Below are 25,009 nucleotides of genomic sequence, written 5' to 3'. Positions count from 1 at the left end.
TTTAAGCGAAGGATGAATAAGGATTTTATGTCAGATAATAGCGCTATCACGGTAAATAATCTCATTAAGTCAGTGGCTACCCAAGAGGGAGAGCTTACTATCCTCAACGGCATCAACATGGATGTCAAGTTAGGCGAAAGTGTGGCGATCCTTGGCCCCTCAGGATCGGGTAAATCGACCTTGCTTGGGTTACTGGCGGCATTGGACTCACCAACGTCTGGAGAGATATTCCTCGATGGTGAGGCACTGCATGGCCTTGATGAAGAAGGTAAGGCGAGACTGAGGAAGGAAAAGGTTAGCTTTATCTTTCAATCATTTATGCTAGTGGATACTCTTAACGCATTAGAAAATGTGATGTTGCCTGCCGAGTTATCGGGAGTTGAGTGTGCCCGTGAAAAAGCCGAAGCTATGCTCGATCGCGTTGGTTTAAGTCATCGTTTAACCCATTTTCCTAACCAATTATCGGGGGGAGAGCAGCAACGTGTCGCGATTGCGCGGGCATTTATCTGCGAGCCTAAGGTGCTGTTTGCCGATGAGCCTACGGGGAATCTCGATGGGGCTAACAGCGACAAGGTCGCGGATATGTTATTCGAACTCAACCGTGATAGTGATACGACCTTGATATTGGTTACCCATGATCTGCAGTTGGCTAATCGCTGTGAGCGTCAATTTATTATGCAAGCAGGGCTGTTAACTGAGCCAGATGACACGCTGCAATCCGATCCCCATGAGTCAGGTAAATTGGCATCGATGGAGGCAAGTTAATGGAGATGCGCATTGCATGGAAGTTATTTAAGCGCGAGCTGTTTCAGGGCCAACTCCTGCTGATTATCTTAGCCATTACTCTGGCCGTATTATCGGTGACAGGGCTTGCAAGGGTAAGCGAGCGATTACAAATTGCCATCAATGGGCAGGCGTCTAAATTTATTGCCGCCGACCGTATTATCAATTCGCCAACGCCCATCGACAGTGAGATTTTAACCATAGCGAGCAACTTAGGGCTCGCGCATGCTCAGAGCATGCAGTTCAATTCTATGGTGTATGCTAACGACAATTTTCAGCTGGTAACCGTCCGTGCGGTAGACTCTAAATACCCATTAAAAGGCCAAATTGAGTTAGTCGATGGCGTGACCCATACCTTACCGCCAGCCGACACCTTATGGTATGAGACGCGTCTGGGTGGCATATTAAATTCCCCCAGCTCACTTGAGATTGGTAATGCGGAATTTCGCCTTGGCGCCGAGATTGCGCGTTTACCTGATGCTGGTTTCAACCCTTTTGCTTCGTCACCTGTGGTATTGATGCGTCTTGACGACGTGGTGAAAACCGGGGTGATTCAACCGGGCAGTCGAGTCAGTTATATTCATCAGTTTGCGGGCGATGCCGATAAGCTTGCCGTGTTCGAAGAGGCCGTTAAACCACTGCTTAATAACAGCCAGCGTTGGGTCGATGTGCAATCGGGCGATTCTCCCATTGCCAGTGCGGTGAAGCGGGCCGAGCGATTTTTGCTTTTGGCCAGTTTACTGGGTATCGCACTGGCCTGCGCCGCTATTGGTATCGCGGCTCAGCGCTATTGTCAGCGCCATTTTGACGTCGTCGCCATGCTGAAAACCTTCGGCGCATCGAGTCTGCAAATTCGAGTGCTATTTGGTGTTCATCTCTTACTTGTCACCAGTCTTGGCATTATTTTAGGGCTACTCGGTGGACTCGCACTTGATGCGATGTTAACCGCTTATTTACCCCAAGCTATTGCCGAATATGATGCGCCATTGGCTCGGCCACTGTTATTGGGTGTGGCGACTGGACTCATTTCGGCGTTTATGTTTTCGGCTTATCCGTTGATGCGTTTGTTATCCATACCGCCATTGAGGGTGTTACAGCGACAACTTGAAGGCGTGCAGTTTGGTATGTGGCTACACCTGCTTTTGAGTGTCGGTGCCATGGCTTTGTTAGGTTATCTGTATTCGCAAAGTCTCGCCCTGACCATGACGGTTGTTGCCGGTGTATTGTTGTTAGGAATACTGTTGAGCCTATTTGGTTTTGTGCTTATCAGTGCAGGTCATAGCGTCGGCATGAAAACCACTAATCCGATGCAATTGGCACTAGCAGGTCTGCGCCGTCGAGCGAAGCAAAATGCGGTACAATTGGTGGGATTTAGTAGTGCATTAGTACTCTTGTTAACGATAATTGCGTTGCGCCAAGACCTGCTCGATGAGTGGCAAAAGCAACTGCCGGAGGGGTCACCTAATTACTTTTTAGTCAATATCGCTCCCGATGAACAGCAACCCCTTAATGACTACTTTAGCCTAAATGCGATTAAGGCCACCGATATTTATCCTGTGATCCGTGGACGTTTGGTGCAGATCAATGGCGAAGACTTGATTTCATCGGATCAAGCCGATGCGGGTAATGAGGGTAGAGTGGGGATTTCAAGAGAGCTCAATCTGACCTGGCGTGACAATTTACCCCCAAATAACGATCTATTATCGGGCACATTTAATCAAGCCAGTGATGAGGTATCAATTGAATCAGGCGTCGCAGAACGTTTGGGCGTTGATTTAGGCGATGCATTAACTTTTGAAATAGACAATCAAAGGCTCACGGTGAACATTGCCAGTATACGTGCGGTGCACTGGGAAACCCTACAACCCAACTTTTTTATGATTTTTACCCAAGAGGCGTTAGCGCCCTTTGCATATACCTCCATGGCTAGCTTTTATCTTGAAGACAACCAAAAACATCTGGTGCTTGAGTTGATTAAACGCTTTCCAACCGTGTCGATTATTGATGTGGGCGCCATGGTTAAGCAGTTGCGTGAGATCATCGACCAAGTGTCGTTATCGCTGACCTTAGTGCTGGTACTGGTGTTACTTGCGAGCAGTTTAGTGATGGTGGCACAAACGGAAGCGGGCATGGCAACGCGCCAACGCGAACTCGCCGTATTAAGGACGTTTGGCGCATCGGGCTGGTTATTGCGCATGGCGACCGCACTTGAATTTGCCTTATTAGGGCTAATAGCTGGGGTGATGGCTGTGGTTGTGGCCGAATTCACCTTGTATCTGTTAAAGACCCAAGTGTTTGAGCTCGTTGTGTATATGCATTGGGATTGGTGGATATTAGCGCCACTGTCTGGCGCCGTTATTGTGGCTCTGCTCGGCACATGGCGTTGCCGGCAGTTACTGCAAAAGTCGTGTGGTGAGTTACTTAAAGCTTAATAAACAACAGAGGCCAGTGACCCATAAAGGGGCCGGCCTCTTGATTAATCGCGATGGCTTGCACTATGTCATTTTGCGCGATGAAAAGACGAGTTTAGCAGCAAACATGAGTTACACATCTATGTTTACTGGCTTCACCCAATCCTTATTGATTTTGCATTAATGCCGCTAATGCCTCTGACAGTTGTGGGTATGTAAACTGATAACCTGCTTCTAATGCACGGTTAGGGTAAACATATTGCCCCTCAAGTAACAGCTGTGATAACTCACCTAAGGCGATATTCAGCGCCATCGCTGGCATAGGTAAAAAGGTCGGTCTATGCAGTGCTTTGCCAAGCGCTTTGGTAAAGTCTTTATTACTGACCGGGTTGGGTGCGGTGCCGTTAAAAATGCCACTGCACTTATCATTATGAAGTAAGAAAAGGATGAGTCCCACTAAATCGGCTTGATGTATCCAGCTCATGCCTTGTTTGCCTGAGCCGATAATGCCTCCCCCGCCCATTTTAAAAGGCAGTAACATCTTTTTTAGTGCGCCGCCGTTAAGGCCAAGCACTAAACCAATACGAACAATACACACGCGCGTGCTGTTGGCCGCCTCAAGTGCCAGTGCTTCCCAGCGAGTGCAAACCCGATGAGCAAAATCCGTATGGCTGGCATCATTATGCTGAGTTAAATCAAAACTTTCATCAATTAAGGTGTGGTCATCGTGATTGCCATAGATACCAATAGCCGAGCCACTAATAAAAACTGACGGTGGATGTTGGCTGGCGTTAAACAGTTGGCTCAGCCTTGCGGTGATATCCCAGCGGCTGTGACAAATTTTTTGTTTTTGCTCTAAGGTCCAACGCTTGTCGGCAATAGGCTCTCCCGCAAGGTTAATCACAGCATCGAATCCATCTAGCGAAGATAATGCACTGAGATTACCTAAGAGCCGGTGCTGACGCCCCAGTTCGAGATGGGCCTTCCCCGCGGAGCGAGTCAATATGGTGATGTCATTATCGGCACTTAATGCGTTAACCAGCTGCCGCCCGATAAAGCCTGTGCCTCCAGTGATGAGTATTTTCATAGTCGCTCCACTTTTTTCTACGTTATCAAAAATATACACTAACTATCCTAGTTAGGATCATTATATTGTTAATATTTAATCGACTCTCATCTTGGCAGATAACAAATAGATGGTAGAGCTTGGCACTTGATTAGAAAAACCTGCTGCTTATTCGTACGGTTGGGTTAATCAGAAGAGGACCTGGTCTGTGAGTCTGATTGAGCTCTGCATTCGGATGATTATATGTTAAGGCTGATTCAGCCTGTATCCTTGTCTTATTAAGCGATACAAGGCTGTTTCTGCTATGGTGATAGTGGCAACCAAAGCGATGATTTTTTTGATAATCATGCGATAATTTACTCCATCACGGTAAAATCAAGGTTTGAACATGTGGTTTAAGATGAGTGGAGTCAGTGGATGAGTGACGATAGCGTTAGGTAACCCATTACCATGTAGTGGTATCCCACACGTATCACACGATTATTTTATAGTTTATTCATAAGGATATTATGTAGATGGCTCGATTTGAAAACCAAGGTGTTGCATTTAAGGGCTTTGCCATTATGGCTTTTATTGTGGTGATATTAGCTGGAATGAAGGCGGCAAGTCCGATTGTCGTGCCTTTTGTATTATCGGCTTTTATTGCGGCTATCTGTAATCCTGCCATTAATGGTATGACTCGATTTAAGATCCCGAGGCCGATTGCGGTTTTCTTTATGATGATTTTTATCGTGCTGATGGGGCTTTGGATGACCTCATTAGTGGGGAGTTCTATTAACGAATTTTCACGTCAATTACCCCAATATCGCGATCAGTTAGTTGAACAATTCGCTTGGATATTGACTAAATTACACACCTTTAATATCGACTTGTCACGTGAACAAATTTTGGCTTACTTTGATCCGGGTGTGGCGTTGTCGATGACGACCAATATGTTGTCTAGCGTCGGTGGGGTGATGGCTAACCTGTTTTTAATCATCTTAACCGTCGTCTTTATGTTGTCCGAAGCGGAAAACTTACCTAAAAAGTTACACTTTGCTTTAGATGATCCTGACATGCGCTTAAAGCAGATCGATAAATTTCTGCACTCTGTTAATCAATATATGGTGATTAAAACTTTGGTTAGCCTCGGCACTGGTGCCATAGTCGGAATAGGCTTGGCTGTGATGGGCGTTGATTATGCGCTGCTGTGGGCCGTTGTCGCATTCTTGTTTAACTATATTCCAAATATTGGCTCGATCATCGCGGCGATCCCTGCAGTATTACTGGCATTTATTCAAATAGGCCCCGCCGCGGCTGGTGGAACCGCACTGCTCTATTTAGGGACCAATATGGTGATGGGCAATGTGGTGGAACCTAAATATATGGGGCGTGGACTCGGATTGTCGACCTTGGTGGTATTTCTATCATTAATTTTTTGGGGATGGTTATTAGGTTCGGTTGGCATGTTGTTATCTGTGCCCCTGACTATGATTGTTAAGATTGCACTCGAGTCGAGTAAGAGTGGTGGCTGGTTAGCCATATTGTTGGCCGATAAGGTTGATGAAGTGGCTGGTGTCGCCACAGATGAAACAGTGACTGACAGCGAAAGTCAGGCTTAATTATAGGGTTATAAATTTTAATGCAATTATTTGTACAAGCATTGCAACACGTTACTTTAGGTGATGATGCTGAGCGCCTTTTTCATGGTCGTGGTGGTATGTTCGCAGGGTGTGAGCACCTATGTTTAGATTGGTTTCCTCCGGTATTACTTTTGACCAGCTTTAAGGCTGTTGATGAGGATGAAATTAATGTATTAACAACGGCAATCACTCAGCGTTGGCTGCAACTTAAAGGGCAAGACCCCCTTAACTTGGTATTTCAACATCGCTGTGGTGGCCAGACAGAAACCCAACTGCTTCAAGGTGCAGTACCCGAACCCCATTATGTCACGGAAAACGGTGCGCAATTTCAGGTGCATTTGTTAAGAGGGCAAAATCATGGCTTATTTCTCGATATGCGAGCGGGTAGGGCATGGGTTAAACAACATGCTAAGCAGTGCAAGGTATTGAACTTATTCGCTTATACTTGTGGCTTTTCTGTTATGGCACTGCAAGGTGGTGCCGATGAAGTCGTCAATATTGACATGAGTAAGGGGGCGCTGAGTATTGGTAAGCAAAACCATCTGCACAATGGCTTGGCTCATGGCGCTCGATTTTTAGGCCATGATATTTTTAAGTCATGGGGTAAGCTAACCAAATTTGGGCCTTATGATCTTATTATTGCCGATCCGCCGAGTAATCAGCGTGGTAGTTTCGTAGCAACAAAAGATTACGCCAGATTATTACGGCGCCTTCCAAGTCTCTTGGCCGAACAGGGGGACATTTTACTGTGTCTCAATGCACCTGAACTGGATATCGACTTTTTGATGCAGCAGGTGGCAGAGCATAGTCCTGATTTAATCTTTATTGAACAGTTGGCTAACCCTGAAGTGTATTGCGATAAAGATCCCAATAAAGCCCTTAAGGTACTGCGCTATCAGCATAAAAGAGATATGGATTCTACCGTAACGGTATAATTTATATCATCTTCATTGAAGGCTGCGGCATTACGCCGCAGCCTTGCTTCGCTTATTGCTCTGTTGTTTAACAGATTAAATACTCCAGCAGCACCGATGAGCTATATGACACATGGGGCTGCACGTTAGCATCATAAGCAGTGCGTTTTTAGTGCTGATATTTCATTAAATAGTTGGTCCTGTACATCTGTGCGGTATAACCCCTTAAAATATACTAAGTAGATACGATATAGGTTAATGCAATAATTTAACCATTACTTACAATAACTAAGGCTAACTTTAAATAGTACATACGATAGTATGCTGAAAAGTGTGTATACTATTTACCATAATTATATGGGACTCCGCTGCGATAAATTTAGTCATAAGCTGTTTTAACCCTTTATATAAATACTCTGTTACTTCACACCCACGATCTCCTTTCATTTAGCTCGTTTTACCCTAGCGTTTTTCACTTGAAGTGTTTGCCTTATATTTCACTAAGAGTATATTCTTCCAGTGTAGCTACTGGTTAAACACGTATAAGTAATTAAAATAATGAGGAATTCAACTTGATGGCTCTCCCTTTTACGCATAAGGAAAGATAATGGAATATTTTTTAGGAGCGATTGCTATCTATATTGGGTACTTATGGATATCAGGGACGTCGAAATCTAATACGGTTAATAAATCAAAAACTAGAAATGCACCGTCTCAAACATCAAGGCATTGGTAAGCCCCTAGAACAATAGACACTTCATAGAGTTATAATGAACCAAAAATATGAGGTGTTACATGCGCGGAAAACGTTATCCTGATGAGTTCAAAATTGAAGCCGTCAAACAAGTCACTGAACGTGGTTATAAAATCGCTGATGTGGCAGAAAGGTTAGGTATCACAACTAAAAGCTTGCACAACTGGATTAACAAGTTCGATAAACCAGAGAAGCAACACATCACTATCGATAATCAGCAAGACGAAATTCGTAAACTGAAAGCAGAGCTTCGGCGAGTCACGGAAGAGCGAAATATACTAAAGGAGGCCGCCGTGTACTTTGCAAGCGAGTCAAAGAAAAGTACACGTTCATAAAGTCTCGACTCGACCAATATCCCATAGCCGTACTGTGCCGAGTGCTCAATGTTCATCGTAGTGGTTTTTATGCTTGGCTAAAGCAGCCCAGTAGTAAGCGTACCATTGAAGATAAGCGACTTCTGGGCAAAATTAAGCAATTTTGGCTAGAGAGCGGTTGTGTCTACGGTTATCGAAACCTGACTTTAGATTTAAAAGACGATGGCGAAAGCGTCGGGAAAAATCGTGTTTATCGAATAATGAAGGAAGCCCAAATAAAGGCCATTCGAGGTTACAAACGCAATCCAAGCTTTGGAGGTGGGAATATTAGCCACACGGCACCAAATACGTTAAATCGTGGCTTTGATGTCGCAGAACCCAACAAGGTTTGGGTGACCGACTTTACCTATATCCGTACGCATGAGGGCTGGTTATATTTAACCGTTGTTATTGACCTTTTTTCTCGTCAAGTCGTGGGTTGGACGATGAAGAATACACCTAAAGCTGACTTGGTAATTGATGCACTATTAATGGCCATCTGGCGACGTTCACCGAAATCTAAAGTGCTGATACATTCCGACCAGGGAGTGCAATATACCTGCTCTGATTGGCGTAGCTTCTTAAAAGAGCACAATTTAGAAGCCAGTATGAGTCGACGAGGAAACTGTCATGATAATGCCGTCGCGGAAAGCTTTTTCTCGTTGCTGAAGAAAGATAGAGTTAAGAGAAAAATCTATAAAAACAGAGATGAAGCTCGCTCAGAAATATTTAACTATATCGAATATTTCTATAATCCAGTGCGTCGTCATGGTAGTAATAATGGACTGTCTCCTGTGCAGTTCGAAAAGCAGTACTTTGAGAAACAGTTAAGTGTCTAAGATATTAGGGGCTTACCAAATGCTAACACCTTCATTCGAAGGTCAAGATACTTTTGTCCAAAAACAATTTAACTTTTGATTGTCCGAGTGACACTAGTAAGGTCAAATCGAAGAGATTAAGAACTCGGGTGTAGGTGCGGCTGAGGCCTTCGATTTCAAGGATGAAATCGCAGAGCGCCCAAGGATGGGTTTACAGCGGTGCCGAGGAAGTACCTGCACGAAAGGCATGCGGCAAGCAATCATTCTTGCAATAGATGAGCTTAGCCGTCATTACGGCAAGCGATCTCGCCACAGAACCACTTGTTTGCTATATTAGCGCCCATTAAGCGCGGCGCAGATAAAACATGACAGCGCCTCATGAACATCAATACATCACTAAAGGTCATTCAATGAAAATTGGTATTATCGGCGCCATGGAGCCAGAAGTTGCTCACCTTATTTCCTCTATGACGAACCCTGAGTCACACACCATCGCAGGTATCGAATTTGTTGCCGGGCAGCTGGCAGGCAAAGAGGTGGTGGTGACTCGCTCTGGCATAGGTAAAGTGACCGCCAGCGTGGCGACCACCTTGCTGATTGAAAAGTATGCGCCCGATTATGTGATTAACACAGGTTCGGCTGGCGGCTTTGTCGATAGCCTCGCCATTGGCGATATCGTTATCTCATCAGAGGTGCGCCACCATGACGTGGATGTCACCGCATTTGGGTATGAGATTGGTCAAATGGCGCAGCAACCAGCCGCCTTTATTCCCGACGCGACCTTGGTCAACGCCGCTAAAAAAGCCGTTGCTAGCTTAGGCGAAGTGAAAGCGATTGAAGGATTAATTTGTACGGGCGATAGCTTTATCTGCGATCCGCTTCGCACCAAAATGATGCTAGCTAACTTCCCAACGATGGCGGCCTGTGAAATGGAAGGGGCGGCAATTGCACAGGTATGTCATCAATTTGGCGTGCCGTTTGTGGTGATCCGCTCATTGTCAGATAATGCCAATAATGACTCGCCAGTGGATTTTGACAGCTATATCGTCAAAGCGGGCCACCACTCAGCATTAATGGTCATAGCCTTGCTGCAACAGCTGTAAGCATGAACGCCTGCGCCTGACTTGATGAGGGCGCAGGGTTTATATTGACGGGCGCTGTAGCCGAGATAAAGTAGCGCTTAGCATCCAACTGGATTTCGCCATGCTGCCACACTTTTCACAACAGTTTATGCAAGACAGTCCCTTCTACCAAGGGGCGGCTATTTTATTGGTGTCAATATTACTGGCAAAGCTAGCTCCCTTGCCCAGAGCCATGCAGCCATTTTATCTCTATAGCCAACTGGCGCTGCGGCTGTCTGATAAGGTAAATCATCCCGAGCGTTCCTCTTCCCAGCAAGTGACGGCAGGCTTACTGTCGATAGCGTTATTGTTAGTTCCCTTTTGGCTTATTATCAGTTTCTTACTGCAACTGGCTGCTTATCCTTGGTTTTTTGAGTTTCTAGTCTTGTACTTATGTTTATCTGATGAGCAGTTTTATAAGGTAGCAGAAGAGGCGTCGCAAACCTTACAACACGCCGATAAACCACGAACCCGCGCATTAATTAAAGGTTGGCTCAGTCGCGACACACAGGGCTTATCTGAGGTGGGCTTAAGCAAAGCCATTACCGAAAAACTGCTGACCACACCGATATATGGCACAGTCGCCACTATGGTATTTTTTATTGTTGGCGGCGCTCCCTTGGTGCTTGGCGCGCGCATGCTGAAACAGTTGCAACTGTGCTGGCCCGCCATCAATCCGCATTATCGCCACTTTGGTAAGCCCGCTTATTACCTCTGTTATGTGCTCTATTACGTGCCCAGTATGCTATGGAACTTTACCTTGGCAATCCAAGGTGGCCCCAAAGCTCTCAAAGCGATGCTCACTCCGCGCAGAAGCCTTTATGCGATTAATCATCACCTGTCGACATATAATATCGCCGCACAGGTACTCGATGTAGAGCTTGGCGGGCCGGTTAAATTTGGCGGCGTCAAAGTGCCGCTGGACAAAGTCGGCCCACCACATAAACCCGATGCTAGCGTGTTGCCACGCGCGCTGCGCTTAGTAAGTAGCACCAATACTCTGTGGATAGTGTCATTAATGTTAGTTCCGCTTATTTGGACCGCGCTACGCTATCTGTAACAGGCTTGAGTGCAGCACTTAAATGGCCACTCATTGGAGGCTAAACAAGCCGAACTATCGTTATAAACCATTAGTTTAAGTTGTCACTAATGTTGGACTCAGCACACGCCAATAGATTAGAATCACGCCATTGTGGCACGCTTATTAATCGTTGGGCATCATCACCTTGTTTAATCATCTACACGTTTATTTGACTACGCCTGCATTACTGTTTCCGGCCATCTCCTTGTTGTTGCTGGCCTACACTAATCGCTTTTTTTCACTGGCAGCTCTGATCCGCAATCTCAGCAGCCAAGGTAAACCTGTGCACAGTGGCCAACTAAAAAACTTACGCCAGCGCATAGTGATCATTCGTCGCATGCAAGAGGCGGGGGTATTGAGCTTTGCCCTGTGCGTATTGTGTATGATTTTTATCTATATTGGATTCAATAAAACCGGCTCGGTTATCTTTGGTACTAGCTTGTTATTGCTGTTGTATTCGCTGGTATTGTCAGTTATTGAGATCCGTATTTCCGTCGACGCACTCAACTTCCACCTTAAAGAGTTAGATCAATGAAAGAGTCAGCTCGATGAAAGAGTGGGTCTACTTTTTTGACCTTTGCGACACGGCGGTATTGGCCCACTCTGGCGCGCTAGCCGCTGGCTGCCATCGCATGGATCCCTTTGGGGTGATTGTACTGGCATCGGTGACCGCCATTGGCGGAGGCAGTATCCGCGATACTTTGCTGGGCACCACCCCGGTATTTGGGATCCGCGACCCTAATTACATCATAGTGATCCTCGCCACCATATTGTTAACCATAGTTTTTATCCGTAAACCGAAAAAAGTCCCTCAATACACCTTCCCCGTCGCCTTTGGCTTTGGCTTTGGCTTAGCGCTGTTTACTGTGATTGGCGCCGAGAAAGCCCTTAATTTGGGCTTAAGCGGCATGATTGCCGTCGTCATGGGCTTGATAACTGGCGTGGGAGGCGGCATTATTCGAGACGTGCTCTGCCGCCAAGTGCCGATGATTTTACGCACCGAAATTTATGCCACCGCCTCCATATGTGGTGGAATTGGCTACACGGTAGCACTACAGTTAAGGGCAGCCAATAAAGCCGCCTTTGGTTTTGCCATGATAAGCGCGCTATTGATTCGCTTAGCCGCGATTAAATGGCACTTAAAACTTCCCGCTTTTGATTTAAAGAATACCAAACAATGATCAAATATTTTTTAACTAGCATCTTGGTGTTAATGCCACTCATCACTCAGGCCAAGCCTGGCGATATGCCGGTCGAGCAACAGATGGCGGTTAAATATATTCAAGCGCTGACTGACCATGATTACCGTACGCTGAGCACCTTTTATAATCGTGACAGCGTATTTTTCGATCGCACTGCCAGTAAAAAATACCAAGGCAGACGCGATATCTTAGAATTTTTCGAACGCGCTCACCGTGGTGTATTAGAGTATGACTTTAATATTGAGCACATGTATAACGCAGGCTCCTTGGTGGTGATGATTGGCAACTACCATTACCGCGGCCCGGGCAGTTTATTTGGTAAACCGGGTAAGGTGATTGAGCTGGCCATCCCCGGAGTGACCACAGTAAAGCTGGATGTAACCAATCATAGGGTGACCGCCCACGAAGATTTGATGGACTATCAGACGATGCAAGATCAACTCGCCACCCAGTGACGTTGGGGAGTTTGGCGTAATCCCCATTAGATTGAGTCAGTAATTAGATTGTCCCCCGTTTATATACAGTTAAGAGACTACGCCTTAGGTGCTGATATAACCTAGGGTATCGAAAACATGGACGTTTTCGTTAAGCAGGCGAGGATGCCCTCGTGGCGGCCCGAAATGGTATCTGCACATGAGGTCATCAATATCAGCCCGCAATTTAGAGCCGTCTGTTAATACCATTTGACCATTGGCATAAGTGTTCCAGACACAAATACCAAAAGTATCCCTCCTTGGCTTTTGGCATAAGTGTTCCAGACACAAATACCAAAAGTATCCCTCCCTGGCTTTTGGCATCAATGCTCCAGACACAAATACCAAAAGTATCCCTCCCTGGCTTTTGGCATAAGTGTTCCAGACACAAATACCAAAAGTATCCCTCCTTGGCTTTTGGCATCAATGCTCCAGACACAAATACCAAAAGTATCCCTCCTTGGCTTTTGGCATAAGTGTTCCAGACACAAAAAAGCCTGCAGTTGCAGGCTTTTTTACTATAGCAAGTGAGTCAATCAGCGTTATAGCTTAGACTAACGTAATCTTGGCAAACTTACGCTTACCCACTTGGAACACACCCGAGGTGCCAGCACTCAGCTGCAGACGGGTATCTTCAATCTTAACGCCATCAATCTTTGCCGCGCCTTGCTTAATCATTCGCATGGCATCAGACGTCGAGCCAACCAAGCCTGCTTCTTTGAGCACATTGGCAATGGCAATGCCCTCGCCCGCAACAAGTTCAACCTCTTCGATATCCTCAGGCAGCGCCCCTTTTTGGAAACGGTTGATAAACTCTTGATGAGCCGCTTCTGCTGCGGCTTCATCATGGAAACGGGCGATGATCTCTTTAGCCAAGACAATTTTCACATCTCTTGGGTTAGTCCCCTGAGCAACATCGGCTTTAAGCTGCTCAATCTCGCCTAGCGGACGGAAAGAGAGCAGTTCGAAGTAGCGCCACATCAAATCATCTGAAATAGACATGATTTTACCGAACATCTCACCAGCTGGCTCGCTAACACCAATATAGTTATGCGCCGATTTAGACATCTTCTTCACGCCATCGAGGCCTTCAAGCAGTGGCATCATGATCACGGTTTGCGGCTTCTGCCCTGCCGCTTTTTGTAACTCACGCCCCATAAGCAGGTTAAACTTCTGGTCGGTACCACCTAGCTCTACGTCAGCCTTAAGCTCAACTGAATCATAACCTTGTAGCAGAGGATACATAAATTCGTGGATGGCAATAGACTGACCCGATGCATAGCGCTTTTTAAAATCATCACGTTCCATCATGCGGGCAACGGTCTGCTGTGATGCCAGGCGGATCATGCCTGCCGCCCCCAAATCTTCAAGCCAGCTTGAGTTAAATTCGATACGGGTCTTAGCGGGATCGAGGATCTTAAACACTTGCTGCTTATAGGTCTCGGCATTAGCCAATACCTGCTCGCGCGTCAACGGAGGACGAGTGCTATTTTTACCACTTGGGTCGCCAACCATGCCAGTGAAATCACCAATTAAGAAGATTACTTCGTGACCTAAGTCTTGGAAAGTTCTCATCTTATTTAAGATAACGGTATGGCCAAGATGGATATCTGGTGCGGTAGGATCGGCTCCCAACTTAATGCGCAGCGGACGCCCCTCTTTCAGTTTTTCCAGTAAATCCGCTTCGAGAAGGATCTCATCGGTACCACGTTGTATTTCTGCTAATGCTTGGTCTAAATCAGCCATTTTGGCAGCTACTCCTAAGAGCCTATAGATAAATTACGGGAGACTCATGTTACTTGTTAGCCAGCACAAATGAAAGGGTGTACACTACTAGGAATCGCTTAAGTTTTGAAAATTGGTATCGGAGTCAATGGGAAAGGTCATTACACTCTTAAAATTACTACCCAAGCCACATCAAATTTTGTTGGGCATACTCATGGTCGTCACCCTAACGGTGTTACTGTTACCTACCGACGATGCACAAGCTTCGCGCGCCACCAATAGCGCGCGCTCTGGCACCTTAGGCGATGACGCTAACCCACAGCGCGATATTAATCCTAATGGCAATGCCAAAGCCTATCCTGTACCACTCGCCTTTAGAACTCCAGAAGCCCCCAGCGCAGACGATATAGCAAACGAAATAAGCCAGTTACACCAAACATCTGAACACGAGACAGCGGTAACAAATGCAACGCCCCCCTCTGCCAGTGAGCAATACACAGAGCGCTTTACCGTACGCAGTGGTGATACCTTAGCCAAACTTTTTAAACGTGCCGATCTCACCCCCCGTGATGTATATGAAATCACCCAACTGCCTAAAGCTAAAAAGAATCTACTTAAAATATTACCCGGTGAAGAGATAGCCATTGTCAAAAATAGCAGCGGCGAGCTCAGCCAGTTACGTTATCACCTTGATCCCATCTCCACCTTAGTCATTAACAAGCAGACAGACGGTTATAGTGAAGAGGTGATCACTAAACAGGTAGAACAACGGACTAAATTTGCCAGCGCTACCATTAACAGTAACTTTTGGAATGCTGGGGTGACCGCGGGATTAACCCCGAACCAAATTATGCAGTTGGCTACCATTTTTGGTTGGGACGTCGACTTTGCGCTCGACCTGCGTCAAGGCGACAAGTTTGCCATCTTATTTGAAGAGGAGTTTGCCGATGGCCAGTTCCTGCAAAATGGCAATATTTTAGCTGCCGAGTTTGTAAACCAAGGCGATACCTACACCGCGGTGCGCTATAAAGATGGCAACTACTATTCGGCGGAAGGGCGCAGCATGCGTAAAGCCTTCTTGCGCTCACCAGTAGACTTTAAATATGTCAGTTCAAGCTTCAATCCACGCCGATTACACCCGGTCACAGGCCAAGTAAGAGCTCATCGTGGCGTGGATTATGTCGCCGCTGTAGGTACACCGATTAAAGCCGCGGGCAAGGGGCGCGTGATAAAGTCAGGTTACAACCAGTACAATGGCAACTATGTGTTTATTAAACACAATGAAACCTACACGACTAAATATCTGCATCTCACTAAGCGTAAAGTCAAGCAAGGCCAAACGGTAAAACAAGGGCAAATCATCGGCACGCTCGGCTCTACCGGTCGGGTCACAGGCGCCCATTTGCATTATGAATTTATCGTCAATGGCGTACACCGTAATCCGCGCACGGTTAAGCTACCGCAGTCGATGCCTATCGACAGCAAAGAGAAGCAACAATTCTTAGCCGTTAGTCAACAGATGATGGCAAAACTGAAGCAAAATAACGATATTCAGCTTGCCGCACAGTAAGGTAAACAGATGAGCATTCAGTACTATATCGGCCTAATGTCAGGCACCAGCATGGACGGTGTCGATGCCGTATTAGTCAAATTTGAGGGCGATAAGCTCACGCTTATCGACACCCATACCGAGCCACTGCCCAGCCATCTGTTGAGTGGATTACAGCGACTTTGCCAGTCTGGCAGTCATGATGAAATCAATTATTTAGGCACGCTCGACAGAAGTGTGGGACAACTGTTTGCCAAGGCCGTTAATGCGCTGGTAAGCAAAGCGAATATCGATAAGGCACATATCAAAGCCATAGGCAGCCACGGCCAAACCGTGCGCCATATGCCGAACCTTGAGATGGGCTTTACCTTGCAGATAGGCGACCCAAATACCATCGCCGCCCTCACCGACATCGACGTTATCGCCGACTTTAGACGCAAAGATATCGCCTTAGGTGGCCAAGGGGCGCCACTGGTGCCCGCCTTTCATCAGCAAAGCTTTGCTCAAACGGGCAGCAAGCGCATCATATTAAATATCGGTGGCATCTCTAACATCACTTATCTACCCGGTGATGCCAGCGCGGTGATCGGCTTTGATAACGGCCCAGGTAATACCCTAATAGACACTTGGATAAAGCAGATCAAAGATGAGCCTTATGACGACGACGGCCAATGGGCTGCCAGCGGCAAGACAGATGTAAAATTACTCAACCAGATGTTGTCCCATGCGTATTTCTCTTTAAGCGCACCTAAGAGCACAGGACGCGAGCTTTTCAACCAAGCGTGGTTAGAGCAGCAAACCGCGGACTTTGGCTATTTAGATGAAGCCGATATTCAATCAACCTTATTGGACTTAACCTGCCACAGCATTGCCAACGATTGCCTTAAACTGGCTGACAAGGCCGAGCTGTTTGTTTGCGGTGGCGGTGCATTTAACCAAGAGCTACTGCGCCGTCTGGCCAAGTTGCTGCCCCATTATCACATCGATACCACAGCAGCGCTGGGCATAGACCCGCAATGGGTTGAGGGGATCGCCTTTGCTTGGCTGGCTAAGCGCTATCATGATAGCCTACCGGGCAACCTGCCAGCCGTGACCGGCGCTTCACGCTTAGCCGTGCTTGGTGGCTTGTTTCCTGCCGCCTAACGTCGATTAATCATTGCGAGTAGACCACTGTCGATTAACACGATTTGCGTTCTGGCCGACTAGCCCTTACCCCCCCAAAATGTTCACGGCCATCAATCACTGATGGCCGTAAATCTTGCCGCAGATCTCTATCGCTATAGCAATAATCTATGCTGCAACTTAATCACGTCGCGTTTCGAGTTTTGCGACTGGGTCAGCAGTAAGCTATGCGAATCAGCAATATAAGCCATCGAGCCCGCACGCGGGATAACCGTGGGGGGAAGCTTAATAATGGGCGTAACCAAATTGGTATTAAATCGCCAAAAATTAACTAACTGATGGTCGCTATGGTTAGCTCGATAATAGACGCCTTTCTCTGTTGCGACCCAGTTGTAGCCTTCATTAAACTTGTCGCCACCCAGTAGCAGCTCAAGCTTACTCGTCGTAGAACTTCGCCGCGGTTCATCAGATAATGGCGCCTCGGCCTCCTCAAGTGCTAAGGCCCATAAACCCGCTTTATCAAGGCGAGTGAAGACTAACTTATCTGCAGTAATAGACTGACCAAGGCGCATATTAAGCGAACTTAACACCTTGGGCGGGCGATTATCGAGGTAAAACTCGGTAATGCCATCGAGGGTATTCGCAAATACAGTTTCATTATCCCAGCCCCAACTGGGACGATTGTGATCTAAATAGGGCGTCGCCAAAATGGCTATAGAGCCAGTGTCGAGATTGAGCACATGGATTTTATTACCTTCATTTTTATCATCAGGCGCTAAAAATGCGATTTTACTGCCATCGTGAGACCAACTGGGATAAGCCACGCGCCGTTTCAATTGTGTATGCTGACGAATATCGCCACCTTGTGTATTGACGCTCCACACCTCATTAAAACCGGTTTGATTTGACACATAGGCAATACGTTGACGACTGGCGGAATAACTTGGATTACGGTAGCTGTATTCCACATTTAATAACGAAAACGGCGTGGTGGGGATCGATTGCTCTAACGCTAGCAGTGAGATCTGATGATCACGAATATAGTTAGCGTATACTAACTCACTGCGCTCAGGGATAAAGCGGGGATAACTCATCCCTTCCACATCTAAAGGTTGGATCTGCTTATCGTCAATATCGACGATATAACCATTGCGCACGCCAGAGTTTTCGGTGCTAAAGACTAATCGCTCACTATCATGGTGCCAGCTTAAACCACGGATATCTTCCAACCCAGTGGTTAAACGTAGCTCCTGCTGCGAGCTTAAATCGCGTAAAAAAATATCTTCCGAAATATTACCAAAACGACGCGCTATCGCCATCCAGCGCCCATCGGGGCTATACGCAAGATCCCTGTCGCGATGCAAGCAATCTTGTTGACACGACAACCTTTGAGGCTGTGAGCCTAATGACTCAAGCGCCAAGGTATAGATACCTGATGACTCATCACCTTCCGCTAGCCAAATATAAGCTAATTGATCCCCATCGGGCGCGAGATCTAACGCGGTATTAAACGAGTTACAAGGTGCCAACGGCGTCACCTCGCCGCTCTCTATGGTTAACTGCATAATATGACACTGGCGAGTTGTAATGTGCTGTGACGGATAATAGAGCGTATTACCATCAGGGCTCCATACCGCGCGGATCTCAGCCGAATTAACCGAGGTCAGTCGCTTAGGGGTATCGCTTAAGGCATTAAGATCTTTCAGATACAAACTGTAGCTTTGGTCATTACCCCGGCTGCCATACACCAACCAACGCCCATCGGGCGACACGTTAGGAAACAATTCGGCATCTGTGGCCGTGGTTAATTGTTTTTTGGTAGTGGGGATAAAATGCGCCTCATCATGATACAGGTGCCAAGTCGTAAAACCTGTCAGCAATAGTACTAGGACCGCAGCGGCCAACAGGCCTTGACGATACCCTCGCTTGAGTCTCGTCACTTGTTCCTGCGTCTGTTGTAATAGATCGGGTTTATCGGCTACGTCTTCAGGATTAAATTCTGGTGCGATAAGCAGTCGATAACCCGACTTTCTTACCGTTTCAATGATCTCTTGCCCGTTTGCTACCGGGCTTAACTGTTTACGCAGGTGCCATATGGCATTGGTCAGCGCTTTTGCCCCCACATAACGATTACCATCCCAAATAGCATCGATTAACGCTTCACGAGTCACCACGTTAGGATAATGCTGAGCAAGGTAACACAGCACATCGATAAACTTAGGCTGCAAAGAAACCTGCATCGCATCTTGTCCAGGCGTTTCAGGGGAAAACACTAAACTGTGCCCCAATGGAGACACCTCACACCTACCCAATTTAAACCCCAATTCTTTTACTACAGCCACCTAAATCCCCATTTTTTGTTAGCAATTAATAAAAATATGACCCATTAAAGTCATCAGAAGGTAGAGCCAGTGTAACACCAACTGTCATATTAACGCTAAAACAACACAATTAAAAATAGACAATAATAGATACATAAGCTCATGTTTAAAAACACAATAGACTTTAAATAGAGATATAAACAACCTATAAACGACACGCTAGGCATTGTGAGAGAGTAACAAGTTAATTACAACTAGGCGCAGTAAACAGCAAGCTATCTTGATGGTTAAACAACACCGTCATTTGCGCTCTCCGCACATCACACGGAGCAGCCAGTAAAGCTCTTTAGGTTTGCAGATAAAAAAGATAGTTAACGATAATAATAAGGATCATATTAGATGAAACCCCAACTTAAGCATTCAGCCATAAGCATAGCGCTGGCACTGGCCTTTGCACCCACCACACTGATAGCGGCACAAAGCGACACCGATAACAATGAAGCAAAAATAGAAAAAATCGAAGTCACGGGTTCACGTATTAAACGTGCAGACTTTGAAGGTGTAGCACCAGTGACAGTGATCTCTGCCGACGATATCGCTAACAGTGGCTTAACGTCTATTGCAGAAGTGCTGCAATCATCCGTCGCCAATACCGGCGGCTCACTTAATGGCGAAAGCGACGGTTTTACCGACAGCGCAAGCTCTGTCAACCTACGCGGTATGGGCGCCAATAGAACACTGGTGTTGATCAATGGTCGTCGTCAAGCGTCATTCCCCAGTGCTGCTGGCGGTTCAAGTAACTTCGTTGATACCTCTGATATCCCTACCGCAGCAGTAGAGCGTATCGAAATTCTCACCGGCGGGGCATCGGCCATTTACGGCTCAGACGCCGTCGGCGGTGTGGTTAATATTATCTTAAAGAAAGAATATGATGGCGCTAAGGCGGCGGTTAAGTACAACTCACCAACCCAAGGTGGTGGCGAGCAACTTGATCTGTCATACCTGCAGGGTATTAATACCGAAAATAGCCAAACCTTAATCATGTTCGAATACAAGAAAGTTGAAGCGATTAAAACCTCGCAGCGCGACAGCTTATTCAACCCTGCTTACTATGAAGATGAAGATGGCAATATACGTTGGGGCGCAGGTCCTTATGGTGATGCAGCAGCCTCTAGCTGGGCCTCGTGGATCCGCGACTATGACAAGGTCTATACCAGTGACAAATATAGCCCACTGGATCAGGCGCAATGTACCGACCTGTTCGGTGACAAAGGCATTTATACCCCAGTGGGAACTTACGATTGCTACTATGACAAATATGCCGACCGTGGCCTGCAATCGGCCTATGACAGAATCAACCTAGTCGTTAACAGCACTTACGATCTTAATGATGCGTGGCAGCTGTACGGCATGATCAACGCCTCATATAAAGAGGCGCAGAAGTACAAAGATGAGAAAGGCTTTGGCACCTACATCTATGAAGATCAAGCCACTGGCGCGCTGAGCTATGATTCTGGTGAATTTGCTAACGACAACAAGTTCCAGCTGCGTCGTCGTATGGAAGAATTCCCAGGCGATCGTATCTATGACACCCAAAATACCAAGCTAGCGTTTTCATTGGGTGCCAGCGGCGTAATAGGCGATTATGAACTGGATCTCTCTTGGTCGAGTGGCTTTAACCGTTATGAGAAACAAAATAATCATATGGTGAGTGCCGATGGACTACTCGATATCATCACCTTCGATCCTAACAACACAGATCCGACTAAATGGTATCCAAACAATAAGCTTACCGATACCCAAATTGAAGCCTTGATTGGCGCCTCAACCAAAGACTCCACCTCGAGCATGCATCAGTTCCAAGCGGTATTTACTGGCGACCTCATGGAATTACCCGCAGGCAGCGTTGGCTTTGCCACCACAGCCGAATGGGCGCGTGAAAGCTATGAAGATACCCTAGATGAAGTCACTAAGAGCGGCGGCTTTATCGGCATGGGGGGTACGGGTGGTGAAGGCGATCGCGATCGCGTTGCCATCGCAGGTGAAGTACAGATCCCGGTGTTGGCTAACATGACTGGGGTAAAATCATTAGATTTGTCTGCGGCACTGCGTTATGACCGCTATTTAGACGATTCAAACGTGGGCGGCGCTACCACACCGCAACTAGGTATTATGTATCGCCCTATCGATGAAGTAATGGTGCGTGCCAACATAGGTAAAAGCTTCCGAGCCCCCGATATGCATCGCTTGTATGCTGGCCTAACTCGCAGCTTTGGCAGCACAGATTACCCACATCCCACCATACCCAATGAGATCTATGAAGATAGCTACGATGGTTTTAGCTCAGGCAACCTGAACCTAACTGAAGAAAAGGGTGATTTCTGGAACATTGGGGTTGTTGCCAACCTGAGTGAGAACGCTGATATTTCATTAGATTGGTGGAACATTGAACTGGAAGGAGCGGTAAAAACCATCTCTACTCGTGAGATGCTCGATGATCCAAGCTATGACCAAACGGGCAACTACACGAGCTGTGATCAGATGGATGTAGTCGGCTACCTCAACGAGCTCGATGATGATGGGATCAGCAACTTAGCGTGTATGCGTAAAGGCCCGATTAACAGTGCTTATGAAGCTTCACAGGGTATCGATGCCAGCTTTAACTATCGTTTTGCTGAAACCGCAGCAGGCGACTTTAAACTGAAACTGGCCGCCTCTTACCTGCTTAACAAAGAGTACCAAGAGAACGTCGACAGTGAGGTTGAAGAAGAAACCGACACTAACTTTGTGCCTAAATGGAAAGGTAATGCTAGCCTAACTTGGAACTATCAAGATGTTAGCGCAACCTTAGCCTACTACTACACAGGGGAAGCCACGGGTACCGATACCTTTGATCTTATTGATGCCAATGGCGATAGCTATGAACAAGATGATTATCCCGATACACTCGATGCTTATCAGGTGATCAACTTAACCCTAGGTTACAACGCGCCGTGGAATGGTAAGTTTACTGCTGGGGTGAAAAACCTCACCGATGAAATGCCACCGCTGTTTGATGTACGCAGCGACAATCATAACGATTGGCCCTTCTTCGAAGAAGGCAACAGCAGCTACTCTATCGTGGGTCGCACCTTATTCTTAGGTTATTCACAAAAGTTTTAAGCTTTTGAATAAGTCATAAAAAGCGCCCAAATGGGCGCTTTTTCATCCGTCATGCATTTAAGTCAGGATAACTAATGCACACTTTAAAATACTTAATGGCTGCCCTGATCTTGTTGTCCAGCCTCCACGCCACGGCTAGCGACTATCAGCGGCCTTCGGCGCCACTGCAACAGGTGCTCGAACAAACCAAAATGGTCGATACACGACTGGCACGCGATGCACGCCATATAGCGCTATTGCATCCTCAGACCCATCCCAGTATTCATGAGTTGGCCCAGAGCGAAAAAAAATTGGCCGGCCTACGAATTTCGCCAGACAACTTAGCCCAAAGCCGACCGAAAAAACGCTACCAGTTCATTACGTTAATTAATCTTGATAACAATCAACGCCTCACCATACAGCAGCAAGGCGCTAACATTGCTAACGTACAGTTTTCGCCCGACAGTCAATACCTAAGCTACATTGCCATTACGCCTCGCGCCGTTGATCTCTACCTATATCAACTGGCTAGCGGTCAAACCCGCCGCCTCAACGCCAGCCCGCTCAATGCAGTATTTGGCGCCAAATACCAATGGCAACATGACAGCAAGGCCATTGTCACCACCTTCGCAGTGCCACAAGATAAGCAAGCTCCCCTCGCTGATATAGGCCCTAACATTAGCCATGCCTTGGGCGAAAAAGCACCAAGGCGTACTTATCAAGATTTAATTCAAAATCAGCAAGATGAGCAGGCATTTAAGCAGTTAACCACCAGCCAATTGGCGATCATTACCCTCGATGGTCAACGCACCAATGTCGGCCAACCGCAGATTAACAGTCACTTTGCCCTATCACCAAACGATCAGTACCTGATCGTAAAACAGATACACGCGCCCTATTCCTACATCGTTAAATACTATGACTTTGCCCAGCAGGTTGAGCTATTTGGCCGTGATGGTCAACATATCAAAACCTTAGGTCATATCGACAGTGGCGAGTTTCGCGCTGCTGGCGCCGACTCGGTCAGCGGTGGCCCGCGCCTTATTCACTGGCGACCCGATCAACCCGACACCTTGGTTTTTGTCCTGCCACTGGATAACGGCGATGGTGAACAACCTGCAGCGCTGCGTGATGAAGTGCTCAACTGGCCTGCGCCATTTACTCAAGTCCCCCAGACTTTATTGCAAATGCCATGGCGCATTAACGACCTTGATTGGGCTGAACAAGGCCAACTGTTTGTCACTGAAAACAATGCCAACAAGAAGCAGGAACGCGTCAGCATTTTGGATGTAAGCTTACTGGGTACAGACAACGCTAAGCCCGCTAACCTCTGGTACCAAAAGGCCCAACGCGACACCTATAAAGCCCCCGGTAAGCTCTATCGCGACAGGCAACAAGTGCCTGCCCTTGTGGATATAACCCAAGGTAAATTCAGTCATTATGGCATTGGTGCATCGGCCAAGGGCTACCGCCCTTTCCTTAAGCAAACTCACCTCGACACCAAAGAAGCTAAGATTATCTGGCAAAGCGCGAACGATAAACTTGAGCAGGTCAAATATGTCATCAGTTTGTCACCACTTAAATTAATCATTAAGCGTGAAGACTCTATAACCCCACCACATTTAGTGTTAATTGAGCCACACACAGGCAGCGAGCAACTGCTTTATCAGGCCGATAATGAGCTGGCGGCCTACAAAGGCATGACTCGCCAACTGGTTAACTATCAGCGTGCCGATGGCTTACCCCTCTCAGGCATGCTCTACTTACCTGCCGGATACGATAAATCACAAGGGCCACTGCCCCTGCTAATGTGGGCCTATCCGCGCGAGTATAAAGATGCGAAAGTCGCCGCTCAAGTGAACTATTCAGTGCATCAATACCAAGGGATCAGCGCCAAAGGGCCACTACCATTTGTCGCCCAAGGTTTTGCCGTGTTCGATAAAGTGGCTATGCCGATTGTCGGTCAAGGTCATGTTCAGCCCAATGACAGTTTTCGCTCCCAACTGGTGGCGAATGCCAAAGCGGCCATTGATATCTTAAGTGGCATGGGGGTTGCCGACCCAGACAGAGTCGCCATCGGCGGTCACTCCTATGGCGCGTTTATGGTCGCTAACCTCTTGGCTCACTCGGATCTATTTAAAGCCGGTATCGCCAGAAGCGGCGCTTATAACCGCTCTTTAACCCCTTTTGGCTTCCAATATGAGAAGCGTAACTACTGGGAAGCCCCCGATCTCTACCAGCAGATGTCGCCCTTTACCCATGCCGATAAAATCGATGAGCCACTACTGCTTATCCATGGCGAGATGGATGCCAACTCAGGCACTTACCCGATGCAATCATCACGACTGTTTAACGCGATCCGCGGCCTAGGGGGCACGGCAAAATTGGTGATGCTGCCCTATGAAAGCCACAGCTATGCAGCCAAAGAATCGTTACAACACATGCTTTGGGAGCAGCAGCAATGGCTAGAGCAGTACGTTAAGCCCATTAACGCTGGCATCGACAAGGCCCATAGCACTGAAGCCCCTGAATCTATCGAGTCGTTGGAGTAAT

General features: G+C 47.0%; 17 protein-coding genes. 14 read left to right on the top strand and 3 right to left on the bottom strand.

Annotation, left to right across the window (positions count from 1 at the left end; genetic code table 11):
- Positions 1-27 precede the first annotated feature (27 nt).
- Together DN599_RS02655 and DN599_RS02650 are read left to right on the top strand one after the other, a co-directional pair.
- A complete protein-coding gene (locus DN599_RS02655; RefSeq protein ID WP_110456096.1) occupies positions 28-765 on the top strand; it encodes an ABC transporter ATP-binding protein in 738 nt (245 codons plus the stop codon).
- Positions 765-3,215 carry an ABC transporter permease gene (locus DN599_RS02650; protein WP_110456095.1) on the top strand — a complete coding sequence of 817 codons (2,451 nt, stop codon included), beginning with the start codon at positions 765-767 and terminating at the stop codon, positions 3,213-3,215. The genes DN599_RS02655 and DN599_RS02650 overlap by 1 nt, the downstream gene beginning before the upstream one ends.
- 145 nt (positions 3,216-3,360) lie before the next feature.
- Here DN599_RS02650 and DN599_RS02640 read toward each other — a convergent pair whose 3' ends face one another.
- The gene (locus tag DN599_RS02640) at positions 3,361-4,281 is read right to left on the bottom strand and encodes a TIGR01777 family oxidoreductase (protein WP_110456766.1); all 921 of its coding nucleotides are present in this window, start codon (positions 4,279-4,281) and stop codon (positions 3,361-3,363) included.
- A 494-nt stretch (positions 4,282-4,775) separates the two neighbouring features.
- On the opposite strand from DN599_RS02640, the gene DN599_RS02635 reads away from it, so the two are divergent.
- From DN599_RS02635 to DN599_RS02600, 8 genes are all read left to right on the top strand, one after another.
- Positions 4,776-5,861: an AI-2E family transporter gene (locus DN599_RS02635; protein ID WP_110456093.1), complete on the top strand. Its 1,086-nt coding sequence runs from the start codon at positions 4,776-4,778 to the stop codon at positions 5,859-5,861.
- A gap of 20 nt (positions 5,862-5,881) precedes the next feature.
- Positions 5,882-6,817, top strand: coding sequence for a class I SAM-dependent methyltransferase (locus DN599_RS02630; RefSeq protein ID WP_110456092.1), 936 nt, complete (start codon positions 5,882-5,884; stop codon positions 6,815-6,817).
- A gap of 774 nt (positions 6,818-7,591) precedes the next feature.
- Positions 7,592-8,742 (top strand): IS3 family transposase gene (locus DN599_RS02625; protein WP_110456091.1). Its coding sequence is split into 2 segments (ribosomal slippage): positions 7,592-7,829 and positions 7,829-8,742, totalling 1,152 coding nucleotides; the frame shifts between segments, so codons are not numbered across the junction.
- Between the two features lie 389 nt (positions 8,743-9,131).
- Positions 9,132-9,824, top strand: a complete 693-nt coding sequence (locus DN599_RS02620; protein ID WP_110456090.1) for a 5'-methylthioadenosine/adenosylhomocysteine nucleosidase — start codon at positions 9,132-9,134, stop codon at positions 9,822-9,824.
- Positions 9,825-9,924: 100 nt separating this feature from the next.
- Positions 9,925-10,902, top strand: a complete 978-nt coding sequence (locus DN599_RS02615; RefSeq protein WP_110456089.1) for a cobalamin biosynthesis protein CobD/CbiB — start codon at positions 9,925-9,927, stop codon at positions 10,900-10,902.
- A gap of 166 nt (positions 10,903-11,068) precedes the next feature.
- Positions 11,069-11,458, top strand: a complete 390-nt coding sequence (locus DN599_RS02610; protein ID WP_110456765.1) for a DUF2721 domain-containing protein — start codon at positions 11,069-11,071, stop codon at positions 11,456-11,458.
- Between the two features lie 13 nt (positions 11,459-11,471).
- Positions 11,472-12,104: a trimeric intracellular cation channel family protein gene (locus DN599_RS02605; RefSeq protein ID WP_110456088.1), complete on the top strand. Its 633-nt coding sequence runs from the start codon at positions 11,472-11,474 to the stop codon at positions 12,102-12,104.
- On the top strand, positions 12,101-12,580 hold the full coding sequence (locus DN599_RS02600; RefSeq protein ID WP_110456087.1) for a nuclear transport factor 2 family protein: 480 nt from the start codon (positions 12,101-12,103) through the stop codon (positions 12,578-12,580). The genes DN599_RS02605 and DN599_RS02600 overlap by 4 nt, the downstream gene beginning before the upstream one ends.
- A 567-nt stretch (positions 12,581-13,147) precedes the next feature.
- On the opposite strand, the gene tyrS is transcribed toward DN599_RS02600, so the two are convergent.
- The gene (tyrS, locus tag DN599_RS02590) at positions 13,148-14,344 is read right to left on the bottom strand and encodes a tyrosine--tRNA ligase (protein WP_110456085.1); all 1,197 of its coding nucleotides are present in this window, start codon (positions 14,342-14,344) and stop codon (positions 13,148-13,150) included.
- A 127-nt stretch (positions 14,345-14,471) separates the two neighbouring features.
- Here tyrS and DN599_RS02585 point away from each other — a divergent pair, with 127 nt between their 5' ends.
- Both DN599_RS02585 and DN599_RS02580 read left to right on the top strand, forming a co-directional pair.
- Positions 14,472-15,893, top strand: coding sequence for a peptidoglycan DD-metalloendopeptidase family protein (locus DN599_RS02585; RefSeq protein WP_110456084.1), 1,422 nt, complete (start codon positions 14,472-14,474; stop codon positions 15,891-15,893).
- A gap of 9 nt (positions 15,894-15,902) precedes the next feature.
- Positions 15,903-17,015 (top strand): anhydro-N-acetylmuramic acid kinase, encoded by a 1,113-nt coding sequence (locus DN599_RS02580; RefSeq protein WP_110456083.1) that lies wholly within the window; start codon positions 15,903-15,905, stop codon positions 17,013-17,015.
- A gap of 134 nt (positions 17,016-17,149) precedes the next feature.
- Here the strand turns inward: DN599_RS02580 and DN599_RS02575 are convergent, their stop codons facing one another.
- Positions 17,150-19,336: a winged helix-turn-helix domain-containing protein gene (locus DN599_RS02575; RefSeq protein WP_110456082.1), complete on the bottom strand. Its 2,187-nt coding sequence runs from the start codon at positions 19,334-19,336 to the stop codon at positions 17,150-17,152.
- A gap of 378 nt (positions 19,337-19,714) precedes the next feature.
- Between DN599_RS02575 and DN599_RS02570 the strand changes: the two genes are divergently transcribed.
- Together DN599_RS02570 and DN599_RS02565 are read left to right on the top strand one after the other, a co-directional pair.
- A complete protein-coding gene (locus tag DN599_RS02570) occupies positions 19,715-22,477 on the top strand; it encodes a TonB-dependent receptor plug domain-containing protein (protein WP_110456081.1) in 2,763 nt (920 codons plus the stop codon).
- Positions 22,478-22,551: 74 nt separating this feature from the next.
- The gene (locus DN599_RS02565; protein WP_110456080.1) at positions 22,552-25,008 is read left to right on the top strand and encodes a S9 family peptidase; all 2,457 of its coding nucleotides are present in this window, start codon (positions 22,552-22,554) and stop codon (positions 25,006-25,008) included.
- Position 25,009: the final 1 nt, after the last annotated feature.

Origin of the sequence: Shewanella algidipiscicola, assembly GCF_900380485.1 — a bacterium.
Lineage (GTDB): Bacteria > Pseudomonadota > Gammaproteobacteria > Enterobacterales > Shewanellaceae > Shewanella > Shewanella algidipiscicola.
Note: the sequence above shows the minus strand (reverse complement) of the source record. Positions and strands in the feature narration are given on the sequence as shown.